Consider the following 16,474-nt stretch of genomic DNA (forward strand, 5'->3'; position numbering starts at 1 on the left):
TCGTATATGAATAGCCTTCAAATTCATCTGGTCATGAATTCGAAGGCTTTTTCATTACGCCAAAAATGCTGACTTATTTATTTAAAAGGTTTATTTTATCTCTTCAAAGTAAGCTTCATCTAAATGATTCATTTCTAAATGTTCAATTTGAAGTGTTGTATGGGATAAACCGTACTTTTCTTTTAGCAATCGTTCTAATTTATTTATCGTTTCATATGCGTCATGACCACTTTTACTATCTAGTACAACATGTGCACTTAATGAGTAGTGCTCAGTTGTAATGGACCATAAATGGAATTCGTGTACATCAAGGACTTGATCCACACGTTTCATATCATCCATAATTTCATCAGTATCCAAATGCTCAGGTACTGATTCCATTAAAATCGATACAGCATTACGCATAATTTTGTAGCCCCCACGTAAAATGACTACAGCAATGACCATACTTAAAATCGGGTCAATCATTTGAATACCTGTAAAATAAATGAGTACCACAGCTAAAATAACACCCACGGAGTTCAATAAGTCTCCTATAAAGTGCCATAACGCACTTTGGATATTAATATTGTTTTCACTTTTAAGTGAGCGCATTAAAATGATCGTTAAAACGATGTTCACGATTAAACCAATCGTAGCAATAAAAAGCATTAAACCACTTTCAACAGGTTTTGGGTAGATGATGCGCATGATTGCTTCATAAAAAATCCAAATTGAAATGATTGCTAATGCCAAACCATTTAAAAAGGCAGCGATAATTTCAAATCTTAAATATCCAAAAGTATATTTTGCAGTTGGTTTACGGCTTGCAAAGTAGATTGCCACCATTGACAAACCAAGTGCTATCACATCACTTAACATGTGAAATGAATCAGAAAGTAATGCCAGTGAGTTAGAAAGTATCCCTCCAGCAAACTCTACAATTGTAAAAAATAATGTAATGATTAATGACGCCCATAAAGTTTTTTTAGAACTTTTTTGAAGTTTTCGGTGTTCGACATGGTGGAAATAATAATTTCTTTGCATTCCTTAATCCTCCCTAGTTCCCGTAAGTAATACTTGCACCTAAGTGCCCAGCTACAATTAATAGTCCAAATCCGATGACCGTAAAGATAAGTACACCCCATTTAGAATAAGTTGCATATGTTTTAAACCACATTCCGCCTAATTGGATGACTGTTGCAAAGCCATAAGCAATTAAAGCGAGCATGGCAAACGTTTCATGTAAATGTACTAAACTTTCGACATGTTGCGGGTTAAAATGTTGCATCGCATATTCTTCCCCACTATCGCCAAGTAAATAACTGATGGCACCAGACAACATACCAAATATAAGAGTGAGTGCGAGTGAGAAAGATAAATCTTTTTTCTTTAAAATCACGTTTAATAATGCAATTAAAGTCGCAAATGATAATAATGCGATTGGAAAATGTACAAATAATGGATGTAATGGCATATCAATCAACCCCTTGTTTTCTTTATAAGCTTACTATATAGAGGAAAACTGAAATGAACCTGAAATTTTTAAAGTTTTATTAAAAATGTTGTGCCTTTTCCTTTTTTTGACATTACCGTTACAACACCCCCATATTGATGTACACGTGCTTGCAACAATGCTAAACCAATACCAGACCCCTTTTGGTTTTGGTTACCTCTGTAAAATCTTTTAAAAATATGCTGCTGTTCTTCTTTTGCAATGCCCACACCATCATCACTCACACGTACTTCAATACCATTGATTGTTTTCGATGCACTTATAGCTACCTTTACATCAGATTCATTATGCTTCACCGCATTTTCCAACAAAATATTCACAATTTGCCTTAAATGTAAAGGCAAAATAGGATATTTCAAATGACGTGCATATAAACGTTTAATCGGTATATGATATGCCATCTCAACAGATTGAACCGCTTCATCTAACACTGTGGCAATGTGAATCTCATCTAAATCTTTAATGGTCATATCAGGTTCTAACATCGAGTCTATGAGTTGTTGCATATAGGTCACTTCAGTTTTCATTTGCGCTAACGTTTGCTTACTCGTCGTACTTAAATGTTCATGTTCAAGCATGTCGATATACTGTGTTCCAAGTAACAACGATGCGATGGGTGTTTTCATTTCATGTGATGCATTTTGAATGAACAGGCGTTGATCGTGCATCAATTGTTCATAAACTTTAATCGGACGCTGCGCAAGATAATACGCTAATCCCATCATTAAAATAAATCCTAGCAAAAAGCATCCAATTAATACTGAAATTAAAAATCCTTTAGTTTCATGGAAATCATGAACATTCGTTAAACTATATAATGTCCTTTCATTCGAGAGCGAGACGGTTCTCACATCAAATACGCCGTACCGACTTTCATCAATATATGGTGTAGTCGTTGAATTCTGAAGAAAACGTGTTTCAAGTTCTCGTGTTGAAAATGGGGTGGATGCCTCAATGATTTTTCCATGTTTCACAACAAAATGATCATGTGTTGGATTGACCTTTTGATGTTGTGCGAGTGTTGTTTGAACACTTGATGTCTGACGTTGAGCCGTCTCATTAATTTCTTGATTCAATTTATAGCTAAACAAGATAACGATAATGATGAACAAGACACTTAATAAGGCAAATAACATTCCTGCATATTTTAGAAAAGCTGGCCAAAATCGATAGTTTGTCATGCTATCACTTCCAATTTATAACCCACGCCGCGAATACTTTTAATTTGAAGTGATGTATGTAGTTGCGTTAATTTTTTTCTAAGTTGTCGAACGAGTGCATCAATATTATTGTCAGTTACGATTTGATCTAAATACCATACTTTTTCAATAATTAAGCCCCTTGAAACAACCGCATTTAAAAATAAAAGTTCTAATAATTGATACTCTTTTTGGGTAAACTCTAAGATATGCCCATCTTTCATAAAATGATGTTTTTGATAATCAAACGTCACGTTCCCTATTGTTTTCACGTGATGGTCTATCGCATGGTACCGTTTCATTACCGCAAGCATACGTGCTTCTAATTCTTCAAACTCAAACGGTTTCGTCACATAATCATCTGCTCCTGCAGTAAGTCCTTCAACTTTATCTGTAGTTTGCGATTTCGCTGTTAACATAATAATAGGGACTGGATTGCCCCCATCACGTATGCGCTGGATAATATCCACACCACTCGTATCCGGTAACATCCAGTCCACGAGAATGATGTCGTAATGAATTTGATCCATATATAATGCTACCTCTTCGCCAGTCGTTAACCAATCTACAGTGTACTGACGAAGTTTCAACATATTTTGAAGTAAATCCCCAATCATGCGATTGTCTTCGATGAGTAGGACTTTCATTCAATCACCTCATATTTTCTAAGTTGTTATGATGTTTTGACATCTTTATTCATATCCGCGTCAATACGATATTGTTGGAGTGTTAAAATCGCGACGCCCCACATGACCATTACCCCAATCATACCGGCCACATAAGCACATGCTTTATAAAAAGTTTTCATGATCAAAGCCTCCTGTTCAATATATTATCCCTATTATATACCACGATGACGCAGTATATAAAACGCATCATTCTATGCAATAATATGACGTTGATCACACAATGATGATTTTATTGATAGTTACAATGTATCTTTTCTCTATTGAAAAACAACATAAAAAACTACCCACATAGACATCGACTTTGCGGGTAGTATAAGGCTATTTATAAGATTTTATTTTTTCCTTTTTGGTTGTTGTAATATATCAAAAAAGATGTGTTTAATTTTATTTTCGTTCAAATTCGGTTTATGATTTTCATAATTTGTGGCTAGAACGACTGTAAAACGACCGTTAAAGTAAGCTGTAAATGTTTGTCCAAAAAACACACCATTAATGCGGTTAAAGTCTGGAAATACATAAAAACCATAACGGTAATTTTCTGGGTAACGTGAAGACTTAATTTCATGCAAATACGACTCTGTTTCTTGTGATGAAAAAACTTGGTTCGTTTGCAATTTTCGAATCATCTTGCCCATATCGTAAGGCGACATATATAAATTGCCCGCACCATAATACTGATCTAAAAACACGGGTTGTTTAAACACGGGGATATGATCACTTAATTTGTATCCTTTGGCCATATCTTTTTGATATCGGACATCATTATAAAACGCACTATGATTAAGATTGAACGGCTTGGCAAATGCTTTATAATAGTTTTCTGTATAACTTTTTTGCGTGACTTCTTCTACCACTTTCGCAAGCACAAGATAATTCGCATCGTTATAAAAATGTTTATGATACGTTTTAGGATTAATCCCTTTATCATGAATGGCTTGTACAGCACCGTCTAAATCCAAGATATCATGAGAGCCTTCATATCGATATAAACCACTACGATGTAACATCAAATCTTTTAATGTGATTTTTGGATTGGTTTCAAAATCAGGCAAATAGTCATCTACGAGATCATTAAGATGGATTTTACCATCTAATTCTAGTTTTTTAACCATCATCCCTGTAAAAAACTTTTGCGCTGACCCAATGAGATAAAGTGTATTAGGCCCATTCTTTTTACCGGCTTCGATATCTTGGAACCCATACCCTTTATTCATTTTCAACTCGCCATTGTCAAAAATGGCAATACCCCCATTAAAATCAGTCTTATTTAAATATTGATCAATCGTAGCATACGTGCTGTTATCTTGATCAACCATTGTTTTTAATCGCGGAATTTTATCCGATTTGATGCCATCTTTCGCATGTTGCTGGGTTATAAATTCTGTAAGGTGTTGTTCATGTTGGCGTTTGAAATAACGATAAATACTGGCACTACCTATCAAAATGACTAAAGCTACTAAACCTAACATTACTTTCTTTAATAAAGCTCTACTTCTATTTTTCACTCTACATTTTCCCTCTTTTTAACCTTTCAACAAAACACTCATTTTAACACTATTTGATAATATCGATAAGTTCTTTCTTAGAAGCTGCACGTGCTGGAATCCATCCAAAAACAATCCCAATGAATGAAGATACACCAACAGCGAGTAAAACAGAACCCAAAGTGACTGAACTGCGTATATAGTCTGGCGTTAATGCATCCACGATAGACGCAATACCCATACCGATAACCAAACCAATCACGCCACCAATCAAGCATAGAATAATACTTTCTGTGAGAAATTGCAATTCAATATCTCTCCCCTTTGCTCCAAAAGCACGACGAATCGCGATTTCTTCTGTTCGTTCTGCGACTGAAATATACATTACATTCATCACACCAATACCTGCTATAAATAATGAAATACCTGCAACTGCTGCCACAAAATAGGTAATTGCATCGAACACGTTATTGATATTTTTCATTAACGCTTCTAAATCTGTATATTGATATGTGCCATCACCAACCGCCGAGCCATTTTTGTTTAATTTATCTGCAACGGCATTACCAACTTCTTTTTTACTCATAGATTCTTGAAATGTCACTTCTAATTGCGGCAGTGATGATGTCAACGTAGGTAAGTATCGTTTTACTGTTTTTGTCTGAACTTGTACGAGATTTGGGGTCATAAACTCATCATGAATGCCCTTAACTGTAAATCCCATTCCATCGATATAAATCGTTTTTCCAATTGCATCGCCTTTGAATAAAGTGTCAACAACATCTGAACTAATCGTCGCCACACGCTCTGTCATGTCATTATCATCTTTTGTAAATGCTTGACCTTCTTCAACGTCTTTCGCGGAAGAGACTGGCTTTATCGCGATGTCTGTTTTTTTATTCGTGCTACTTGCTTTACTTGTTAAACCGTTCTCATCATTTGTTTTAATTTTGACGTCTTTAACCCCTTTAACTTGACGTGCCATATCTATATCAGTAGCAGTAACAGGATTCGTATTCGCAACCTTACCTCTTCTTTTTGAATACACCCATTTAAAATATGAATGATGCGATCCGCTTGTGCCGCTCAGATTGTGATTTTAAGCCTACAATGGGGATTCGGATTGCAACTACCTGATATTAATATCGGGTCATTAAATATCCTTTCACCAGGAAATCCAATTTTAGGGGCGATAAGCATTCAAAATATTGTCTCGTCATGGTTATTTTGGGTATTGCTGTATTCAACGTGTCATTTATCAAAAAATGGGCGTGGGTTGCTGTAATCATTCATATAATTGTCTGTGTTCTATTGAGCATTTTTATGGTATAAATTTCCTCATTAAAAACGTCACAGAAACATTCAGTTCCTGTGACGCTTTTTTCGTTGTTTTTTAAATCCATAACTAATGAGAATGATGCTATAAATACATATTGAAACAATCGGTAACAATGTAAAAATTGCAGTGATATTGTGTTCGCCGTGTAATAGATGATGTAATTGATTCATATACAGCATCCAAACAGTGACATGTATGATACTAAAGAGTCCGGTAATAATGAATTGATGTGTGACGACCGGCTGTTTATCATTTGATAGTATATTGCGCAAAGTAGGTAGCGCATAGATTAAAAGCACCCCTATCTTCCAAATCAACACAAACACCACAGGTAACAGCCATAAATTCGCCTTATTCCCGAAAGCATCTGCATGACCTAAAAGCGTAAAATGCGTTCCAACCTGATCAGGCATTTTGTGATACATGAGACCTAAGTAACTCAGTGCAATCAACCATAATATGAAACATAAACCATTTAATACATTCATTAGATGTCTCTTGTTATTCATGATGCCTCACTCCGTTTTATATTGATGTTTTTGCAACAATTTGTTTCATGACTTTACGTACACTGCCAGCATACATTGCTCCAAATTTCACTAAATGCACTAATAATAAATACAATTCGTAAAATTGAATGCGTGAACTCGCCCCTTCACTTAAAGGATAGGCCTCATGATAAGCGTCATAAAACGCTTCTGAAAAACCACCAAATACTTTTGTTGCTCCGAGGTCAAATTCTCGATCCCCATATAATGGTGATGGGTCAAACAATGCAGGTGTCCCATCTGTTAAAAACATATAGTTGCCAGCCCATAAATCTCCGTGTAACAAGGATGGTCGACTCGTATGATGGCTTAACGTCTGCGACATGATGTCATACACTTTTTCAAACAATGCCAAATCTTCCTGAGTCATTAAATTTTGAGAGACGATCATGTGTTTTAATGGCATGATGCGTTGTTCTAAGAAGAGCGTCGCCCAATTATCAGTCCATGTATTATCGAAGCGATGGTCGCCTCCTTCATACGGGAGATGAAAGCCGAACCGTCCATTTTCACTTTCAGTACGATGTAATTGGGCAACGAGACGGCCTAAATCTTCTTGACGTCCAGACGTCCCTTCTTCTAAATAAGATAAAATTAAATATGCATCCCCGTTTATTTCTCCAGTAGTAATGACACGTGGTGCAGTAATACCTGCTTTTTCAAATGCTTCGAGTCCTGCAATTTCTGCTGCATAAAATTGTTCAGAACGGTTTGGTTGAATCAAAAGAAAATACGTTTCTTCTAACGTTTCTACTTTATATGCGTCATTGACATCTCCACCTGAAACTGGTGTGATGGCTGTGATGTCATTAAGTGGTAAAGATGTGCGCCATAAATCCATTTTCATTTGTATCATCCCTTCTTATCCCTTTTGTATTTAAGTTACCCGTATAGTATGACAATCACTTATACCGTTATGTTTATGAAACACTTCATTTTAAATTAAAGTATATCTTTTCTATACTTTAAGTATGATTACTTAAAAGGAGCGAATATTAAATGAAAGATGTACAACAACGTGTGCTCGATGCCTATCATTTTCGTCATGCCATACGGCAATTTGATCCTGTTAAAAAAATAAGTGAAGACGACATGCATACCATTTTAGAAACGGGCCGCTTATCCCCGAGTTCCCTAGGATTAGAGCCTTGGAAATTTCTAGTTATACAAAATAAAGATTTACGTGAAGCCCTTAAACCTTATTGCTGGGGCGCACAAAAACAATTGGATACTGCGAGTCACTTTATCCTTATTTTAGCACGTAAAAATGTTCGACCACAAAATGATTACGTCCGTCACATGTTAGAAGTCATTCATCAAATGTCACCAGAAATGGCACAACAAAAATTAGACGCCACTTCTAAATTCCAAAATGAAAGTAATGATTTATATCAAAATGAGCGTACATTACTGGATTGGGCTGGTAAACAAACTTATATCCCACTCGGTAATATGATGACCACTGCCGCAATGTTAGGTATAGATTCTTGTCCTATGGAAGGATTTTTATATGAAGAGGTCGCTCAACTTTTAAGGGATAAAGGATATATCCATACAGATGATTATTATCCGTCTGTCATGGTCGCTTTTGGTTATCGTCTTGACGACCCCACTCGTAAAAAAACACGACGTACATTCAATGATGTCGTTCAATGGATTGATTAAACATAATAACCTCATACTTATACGAAAACCTTCAAATTTTATCATTTTGAAGGTTTTCGCATGTGTTACTTTAAATTCGTCATTCATTATCATTTCTAGACTCTTTCGGCCTTTTCAATACGCATTAAATAATCTGTAATCGAATCATAGAAATTGGTTAATTCTAATGCAGTGTGTTTCGTATCTAAGGCATCATTTCCGATAAAGTCGCTATGATCCCAACCTTTCATGGTCGGCATCACTTGCCATGTGCCTTTATGTAGTTCCGAGTTTTCATTAACACTAATATTTTTTTCATCAGATGGGTGTTGTGATGAAATTTCAGATACCAAGCCATCATTCGGACGCCATAGTATATCATCTACGCTCCCAATATAATTGCCAGTTAAAATTTTAGTGAATTCCATACCTAAATCAGCGATATGTTTGCCCCATTGTGTCTCATGCGTTGCAACACCTGTGTATGTTTTATAGTAAATATTTGGGTTCAGCTCTGTTTTTTGATTGATTTTTTCTGCCCCTTCTCGTGTTAAATCATAAAGCCCTGTATCTTCAGAATCCCAAATTTTACTTTCTGCAATACGCTTATTATAATCGGTTAATGATTCACCATCTTTACGCTTAAACCCCCAGTGGTCCATACCAAAGTCAATCGTTCCTAAATGACTCGACATTTGCGCAAAAGAATATAAAATATTACGAATCGTAGGCGTGTTACCAATATCATCAGAGGCATGTGTCCCATTATGTGGCGTTGCAATTGTTGTAATTGACGTGACCATACCATCGTGACCACCTTTAAATAAATCGCTGATGACACCACCATGTTGTTTTTGATACGCGATTTCAGCAGCATCACCAAAACGCAAATAATGTTCTAATAAACGAATCGTTTGGCCTCCCATACTATGTCCGATAAAATGTACAGGATTTCCTGGTTTCCAGTCCTTTAAAACACCTTGATACGTTTTACCATAGCGATCATGGCCAAATTTCGCAGAATGTGCCGCCCCGTAATCTACACGTCCACCTTTTAAATAATAATAAAGTTCTACCGCACGTTCATGATTGCTCGCAAGCGCACTGACACTCGCTTCATATGTTTCATACCCTGCTTTACGCAAATGATTTTGTAAGTTCGCTTTTGTACCACCCCAATAATTTTCACCTTTAGCTGCAACTTCTCCTACAAATCCAGTAAAGCCATGAACAAATACAAATGGATCTTTATTCTTAGGTTTTTCTGGGTTTTGAACAGCCTCTGGTGCTGCTTTGACCGTTGGCTTTTTGTCGCCAGCTTGTTGTGTGACGTTATTTTGCGTTGTTGCCGATTTCACTTTTGGTGCTTCTACTTGTGTCGGTTGCGCCGTCATTGTTTTGTCATTTTGGGTTGACACTGAATCTTCAGTCGCAGCGCTTTTTTCATCCTTTTTGTCTTGCGTTGTTGTAGCTGCATGCGGGTCATTGATGATTTTATGGCTAAATTCACGATCTATTGATGGTGGTGTTGTCACTTTAGAAGCAGATTTAGTTTCATGGTGTTCTACGTTAGACGTAGGACGTTCAACAGATTGAGCTTCCGTTTCTACTGATTTATTTGGTTCATCTGACTTTTGAGTAGTTGATGACTGTGGTACTGACGTCGTCGCCTGTATCGCTGATTGCGGATGTTGCTGTGCTTTATCAACTACCGGTGTCTCATGTGCATGACGTGAAGGTTGAACCACTGTTTGAGGTTGTTGCGTTGATGTCACATCCGTCGCAGGTTGACCTTTTGCTTCTGTTGTTGAAGGTGAAACTGCTTTTGTAGTCATTGGCGTTTCTACCTTAGAGGCATCAATATGTTCAGATGAAGCTGTATGTAAAGATGCCGTTTGAGTCTTATGCATGGATGATGCTGGTTGTGTTGTTTGTGTGCCTTCTATTGTTGGTGCTACTTGTGATGTCGTTTCATGTGCTTCTGCCGCGCCCCCTCCGATGACAAATACAAATGATGCGACCATTACTGAAGCCGCGCCAAACGCCGACTTACGAATTGAAAATGTGTGATGTTGTTTTGTTTCTTTCATTAAACCAATCCCTTCAAAAGTAAAAGTAGCTCCCCACTTCGGCGAGTTTAAAAGTAGTCTACCAAATTTCAATTAAAATATTGTAAAGTTGCCTAACTGTTAAATTTGTGTGCTTAACTGTTGAAAATCACTATTTCCTCCAAACAGTTACGCATATTTTTTGCCTAACTGTCAAAACACATTTCCTAAGTGTTCAATTGCACGCTAACTTACCAATTTTAAATATAAAAACATAAAGTCAGTGTTTAATGAATCGTATATATTTCTTGTCTTCATAGCTTTGTCACTGATCTGCTTATTGCATAAAATACGTTCAAACATTATCGAGGCTATTATCTTTGTCCCATTTGATACTTATACATATTAGGTTAATGTCTTCCTGCATGTTTAATTATCCACAATATTACAAATTTGCATATTTTGTATCATGCCTCTATCTAATTTGAAAGCGCTATTATATAATGATTGTGCTTATCAATTGAGCTTGATAGGACTTCATATTTTAGGAATAGAAGGTGTACATATGCTTAACTTTTTACAACGCATCGGTAGATCCTTAATGCTACCTGTTGCTGTCCTTCCTGCTGCTGCTATTTTAATAGCGATTGCAAACACCATCGCAGCGTTTACAAATAATACAAATGCTGCGTATACGTTCTTTTTCAATGCAGGGATGGGTATTATTGGTCAATTAGGATTGCTTTTTGCCATTGGTGTCGGACTTGGTATGGCTAAGAAAAACGACGGTGCGGTAGCGCTGGCCACGGTCGTCGGGTTTTTTACGGTGACAACGTTACTCAAACCCGAAAATGTTGCAGCCTATTTGAACATCGCTGTTAAAGATGTCAATGCCGGTTTTGCAAATATTAACAATGGGAACGTGTTTATCGGTATTTTGGTCGGTTTAATTGCCGCATATGCTTATAATAAATTTGCTTCAACTGAACTTCCGACCGCATTATCTTTTTTCAGTGGGAAACGACTCGTCCCAATTATGACCGCTTTGTTCAGTGTTATATTGGCAGGACTTTTATTATTTGTGTGGCAATTTGTATATTCTGGTTTAGTGAATTTTGGTGAATTTATATTAGGTCTTGGCCCTATTGGTGCAGGCCTATATGGTTTCTTTAACCGCTTACTGATCCCAACAGGATTGCACCATGCATTAAACGCCGTATTTTGGTTTGACGTTGCAGGTGTAAACGATATTGCAAATTTCCAAAGTCAAAAAGGAACTGAAGGTATTACAGGGCGCTATATGGCGGGCTTTTTCCCGATTATGATGTTTGGCGTGCCAGCAGCTGCACTTGCGATGTATCATACAGCTGACTCTAAAAACAAAAAACAAGTCGCTAGTTTAATGTTAGCAGGCGCAATTTCTGCTTTTGTTGTAGGGATTACTGAACCTATTGAATTTGCGTTTATGTTTGTTGCGCCACAGTTATATGTCATCCATGCCTTTTTAACTGGTTTGTCGTTATTTATCGCGGCAACTTTCCAATGGACAGCTGGTTTTTCATTCAGTGCGGGCTTAATCGATTATATTTTATCTTTAATTAACCCAATCGCCCACACACCATTGATGCTTATACTGCAAGGTCTAGTATTTTTCGTCTTGTATTACGTCATATTCCGTTTTATGATTGTTAAATTTAACATTAAAACACCTGGACGTGGTACAGAAATACCTGATCCCGAAGTGAATTTAACGGCAAATGAAACACATGCGCATCAAACAAAATACTTTCAAACCGCTTCTGACATTCTTGAAGGGCTTGGAGGACATGAAAACATTGTATCACTCACCAATTGCGCAACACGTCTCCGCTTAGAATTACATGATACAACCCTTATGAATGAAGCAAAAATAAAGTCAGCAGGTGCTGTCGGCATTATGAAAAATGGTAAACATCAAGCTCAAGTCATCATAGGTACACACGTACAACAAGTTGCTGACGAAATGGAAGTTCAAATGGAACACCATAAGAAATAAAAAAACGAAGGATTAGGGACATAATTCCTAGCCCCAATAGAATACAAATGAAAAACACCACAAAATCCCATTCAAAGGATCTTTGTGGTGTTTCTATTACGGAACTGATACCTTATGTCATAGCCTCTTTTTATGAGTCTTTCCCAACTTTAGGTGGGAATTCGAGTTTTATATTTTGAGGTATTTCATAGTACTCTTTAAATATTCTTTTCCGGCGCTCCGTTTCAGGTGAAGATCGTTGCATGTAATCTTCAAAAGGTAGACGTTTCATATGATACGTTTTAAGTTTAGGATTTTCAGTAGTAGCATGATGAATTTTTGCAATTCTTGTGTGATCAGAAATTGCAATAATTAAAAACATGATAATATATATACTTGAGAAAGTAATTGCAAAAATTTTAATAAGCCCCTGCCATTGTGGTCCTTCGAAAAACAAATATCGGTATATTAAAAACGCCACCATCACAAATATAATAAATACTGAATAAAAGTTACGTGGTCCAATCGGTTGAACAATTAATAATGGTGCAACCATTATTGGAATTGTAACAAATAATAAAACTATGTACGTCTTTAAACGTTTTGGTACGGATGTATAACACGTTGCCACAATGAGCACACTATAAAATAAAATGGCAATTGTAAAATCCAAGAGTGCAATGGATGTTTCATGTAATTTTAAATTCAAATCAAATGGTATACGTATAAAAAATGTATAAATAGGTGCACTCGCAAGTCCTACAAACAAACTCCATTTAATTACAAGTGATATGTCACTACGATAAAGGAGTATGCCTAATAATATAGCGACAATCAATAATATTAAAATAGATTGATAAATGATATGTTCAGGAAATTGCGTTAAGAACGTTTTTAATATTCTATTTAACAACCCTTCCTCTTTGTTGCCCACTTTTTGATAATCAGACTGTCCACTAAAAATTTTGACATATTGTGGATTGATAAACATTATAATAGCGCCTAATACTGAACTAATTAAAGCGATTAAAAATTGTTTTAAATGTTTCCTATATTGTACATAATAGACTAGTGTCGCAATCAAAATAATTCCAACGTTAAACAATGTCATACTCTCCATGAACCATTGCCCTAATAAAGCAGTGATCATCAAAATTACCATTTCCCACCATAACAATGTTTTATGATACATCAATTTAACACAATACCTTAATATGACAAGCGAGGCAAAAGTAGCAGGTACATAATTGTAAAAACCTGCAAACCATCCATAAATTTGACTATAAATCGTCGCAGGTATGCATAAAATCAAGGTAAACAGAACTAATAAATGGTAGCTAGGCTGGCGATCTTCCCCCAAAATATCATCTGCACTCTTTTGAATAATTAGTAATATACCTATCGAAAATAAAACATAGATGACATAACGAAAAGGTGGGATTCTCGTCGCAATAACTTCAAATGTATTGCCCAAATATCGACCATTCAATGTCGCATAAAATGAATTTAACATTTCTGTACCGTATGATGTTGCCCATTCTAAATCATCATGTGTTAAGGGAGTCAACACACTCATCACAAAATAGAAAAATATAATTGGTACCAAAATACGATAACGTAGTACACGTTCAAGCATCATTCAGATTCGCTTCCTTCTAACACTATATTTCTATACTTCTTTAACAAAATTTTTGTTTGCAGTAAGATATTCGCCATTAATAGTTTTTATTCTCGGAGTATGGTTAGAAGTGTAAATAAGCGTTTCAACCTCAAATCTTTCCCCGACTTTTATGCTACGAATCGGCTCATTTTTAAATGAACGATCCGTATATAATTTGCATTTTTTGATTACTTCTACAAATTGTGGCCGTTCTGTCATATACACCGTCGCATCAACAGATTGAAGCGGTTCAATAAAGTCAATATTGGCCGTTAAAATATGTCCGTCTATTGTTTCTAACCGTGGTATACCATTTGAAGAATTTGTAACTCCTTTAATTTTAAAAAACGTACCCGGTTCTACCACAGATATCATAGTATTAAAGTCAACATCTTGGTACAATTTTATTTTTTTTAAAACAACTACTTTTTCAGGAGCATGTTTAAAATAACGTTTATCCCCAATTTTAATACTATCTAGTGGAGAAAATTCAACTTTAAAAGCTTTTCTTTTCATAACATTTTCTGTTTGCGTAGAGGGGTATGTGGCAAAAACCATTTCTGTATCATACTTTAAATAATCAATAGCAATATTGAATGGTATCTCTGTGTGGAATTGTAATGCTTCAGATGGGATATAAATTTTATTGCCTTTTAAACTATAGGGAATTACCATTTCGTTTATATCATTACGCACCTCTACTGCTCTCACACCTCTAATTGACACGTTTTCCGGTTTAAATACCTCTATCACTTCAAATTTTTCACCATTTGATATCTGTGTTCCTTGATATACAGGGTAACATAGGACTTCTATCGTAGGGAATACTCTATTTGAAGTATCAATGTGTACGATTCCATTTTCAATATATCGAGAAAATGTATCATCTTCCACCAACGTTTTCACGAAGTTTTCAAACTCGTAAATTTGATTTTCCTTAAAAAATTGGTAAGCAACTTTATACTTTTCAATCGTAAAAAGTGCATCCATAGGTATTCCTGTTTCTTCGATCAAATCACACGCTTTTTTAAATAATTCATAAAAATCATTTTTATTTGGAGCTTTATTAAAAGTTTTAGTAAAAAAGAAGCGGCTCATAAAATCTAATTCCATAAACCTTGAAACAGCATACATCTTTGCTACATAAGGTATATTTAGATTAATGACTTCTTTTAATAAGCTATAGTTGATTTTAGCTTTTTCAAAGGGTGTAGTTGACTTTACTAAAGAAATATTTTGGCTATAACGATTAACATGATATACAGGTAAAGTAGTCATTGTCGCTGACGCTGCTTTCGATATTAATTCAATAAAAAATAATTTGTCTTCCCCATATTTCCAATGCTTAAATTCTAATTTATGATTTTCAATAAGTGCTTTTTTAAAAATTTTACCCGGTGGACCTACAGCACGAAAAACTTTTTCAATTTCATAAGGTATAAGTCCTGATAAATTGTCGTAAGATTGGAATCGTGCAACTTGAGAGATAGATTTATCGGTATGTTTGAACGTTCGTCCAAATCCAATATCTGAATCGTCTATCTTGACTCGTTCAACAAATTCAGTAAAATATTCATGATCTAACCAATCATCAGCATCTAAAAATGTAAGGTACTCCCCTTGAGCTTGTTCCATACCTATGTTACGTGGTACTGCTGGGCCACCTGTATTTTCTGAGAGTTCAACACATCTTATCATTTCATATTTTGATTCATAGCGCTTTATAATTTCCAAGGAACCATCTGTTGAGCAATCATCTACAAATATAGCTTCAACAGATGCGTGATTTTTCAAGTGAACTAATGATTCGATGCAACGTTCCAAAAATGATGCTTTATTATATACAGGTATAATAACTGAAATTAATTTTCCCACATTTTCACCCACAATTTTGATATTTTTTTAATTTTACCAAAGCTATTAACTTATTAACAACTCTTATCCTCTATTTGAATTTTTTTATAATTTCAATTTGGATATTAATATTAAAGTCATTCATATTTTGAGATACGAAAAATGACTTTATAAATTAGGTATGTATTAAACTTCGATACAACCAAATAAACTCAGGAGTTCAGAGTCTCCTTTTCACACTTATCTTTAGATTCAAATTATACAATTTAATCCAATTCACAAAACAAAAATAATTAACAACAGATTTTTAAGTCTTTTGTTATATTTAAACATATATAAAATGTTATTAAAAACCAATCCCTCCCACTAGCAACTATGTTTACGATTATATTTTATTAAATGTAACCTATAATTAGTATACCAACAATCATTCAAATAAATTTTATCGAACGTATAATCTATATATTGTATATAGGAAAGGATAACCGCTATTTTATATC

14 protein-coding genes are annotated in these 16,474 nt (G+C 35.3%); 2 read left to right on the top strand and 12 right to left on the bottom strand.

All coding sequences use genetic code 11. The annotated features are described in order from the left end of the window. Positions 1 to 90 precede the first annotated feature (90 nt). From CD172_RS00795 to CD172_RS00830, 9 genes are all read right to left on the bottom strand, one after another. Entirely contained in the window at positions 91 to 1,026 is a 936-nt protein-coding gene (locus CD172_RS00795; RefSeq protein ID WP_103345163.1) for a cation diffusion facilitator family transporter, read from the bottom strand. 13 nt (positions 1,027 to 1,039) lie between these two features. Further along, positions 1,040 to 1,456: a DUF2231 domain-containing protein gene (locus CD172_RS00800; RefSeq protein ID WP_103345164.1), complete on the bottom strand. Its 417-nt coding sequence runs from the start codon at positions 1,454 to 1,456 to the stop codon at positions 1,040 to 1,042. A gap of 68 nt (positions 1,457 to 1,524) precedes the next feature. Next, positions 1,525 to 2,676 (bottom strand): sensor histidine kinase, encoded by a 1,152-nt coding sequence (locus tag CD172_RS00805; protein ID WP_103345165.1) that lies wholly within the window; start codon positions 2,674 to 2,676, stop codon positions 1,525 to 1,527. After that, complete coding sequence (locus CD172_RS00810; protein WP_103345166.1) at positions 2,673 to 3,341, bottom strand: response regulator transcription factor; 669 nt, start codon at positions 3,339 to 3,341, stop codon at positions 2,673 to 2,675. The genes CD172_RS00805 and CD172_RS00810 overlap by 4 nt, the downstream gene beginning before the upstream one ends. Before the next feature lie 26 nt (positions 3,342 to 3,367). Further along, positions 3,368 to 3,502, bottom strand: a complete 135-nt coding sequence (locus CD172_RS13065) for a hypothetical protein (protein ID WP_256903602.1) — start codon at positions 3,500 to 3,502, stop codon at positions 3,368 to 3,370. 213 nt (positions 3,503 to 3,715) lie between these two features. Next, positions 3,716 to 4,852, bottom strand: coding sequence for a serine hydrolase domain-containing protein (locus tag CD172_RS00815; RefSeq protein ID WP_103345175.1), 1,137 nt, complete (start codon positions 4,850 to 4,852; stop codon positions 3,716 to 3,718). 85 nt (positions 4,853 to 4,937) lie between these two features. Next, entirely contained in the window at positions 4,938 to 5,915 is a 978-nt protein-coding gene (locus CD172_RS00820; protein WP_234022037.1) for an ABC transporter permease, read from the bottom strand. Between the two features lie 314 nt (positions 5,916 to 6,229). Continuing rightward, positions 6,230 to 6,715, bottom strand: coding sequence for a DUF1648 domain-containing protein (locus CD172_RS00825; RefSeq protein ID WP_103345167.1), 486 nt, complete (start codon positions 6,713 to 6,715; stop codon positions 6,230 to 6,232). A 16-nt stretch (positions 6,716 to 6,731) separates the two neighbouring features. Then, entirely contained in the window at positions 6,732 to 7,601 is an 870-nt protein-coding gene (locus CD172_RS00830; RefSeq protein WP_103345168.1) for a fructosamine kinase family protein, read from the bottom strand. A 152-nt stretch (positions 7,602 to 7,753) separates the two neighbouring features. Between CD172_RS00830 and CD172_RS00835 the strand changes: the two genes are divergently transcribed. Then, a complete protein-coding gene (locus tag CD172_RS00835; protein WP_060551833.1) occupies positions 7,754 to 8,419 on the top strand; it encodes an NAD(P)H-dependent oxidoreductase in 666 nt (221 codons plus the stop codon). A gap of 95 nt (positions 8,420 to 8,514) precedes the next feature. Here CD172_RS00835 and lip read toward each other — a convergent pair whose 3' ends face one another. Then, positions 8,515 to 10,488, bottom strand: a complete 1,974-nt coding sequence (lip, locus tag CD172_RS00840; protein WP_103345169.1) for a YSIRK-targeted triacylglycerol lipase — start codon at positions 10,486 to 10,488, stop codon at positions 8,515 to 8,517. A gap of 523 nt (positions 10,489 to 11,011) precedes the next feature. On the opposite strand from lip, the gene nagE reads away from it, so the two are divergent. Then, a complete protein-coding gene (gene nagE / locus CD172_RS00845) occupies positions 11,012 to 12,481 on the top strand; it encodes an N-acetylglucosamine-specific PTS transporter subunit IIBC (RefSeq protein WP_103345170.1) in 1,470 nt (489 codons plus the stop codon). A gap of 130 nt (positions 12,482 to 12,611) precedes the next feature. On the opposite strand, the gene CD172_RS00850 is transcribed toward nagE, so the two are convergent. Next, positions 12,612 to 14,099: a DUF6056 family protein gene (locus CD172_RS00850; RefSeq protein WP_103345171.1), complete on the bottom strand. Its 1,488-nt coding sequence runs from the start codon at positions 14,097 to 14,099 to the stop codon at positions 12,612 to 12,614. Positions 14,100 to 14,129: 30 nt separating this feature from the next. Next, a complete protein-coding gene (locus CD172_RS00855; RefSeq protein WP_157950620.1) occupies positions 14,130 to 15,995 on the bottom strand; it encodes a DUF5776 domain-containing protein in 1,866 nt (621 codons plus the stop codon). Between the last annotated feature and the right edge of the window lie 479 nt (positions 15,996 to 16,474).

The organism is Staphylococcus agnetis (assembly GCF_002901865.1).
Lineage (GTDB): Bacteria > Bacillota > Bacilli > Staphylococcales > Staphylococcaceae > Staphylococcus > Staphylococcus agnetis.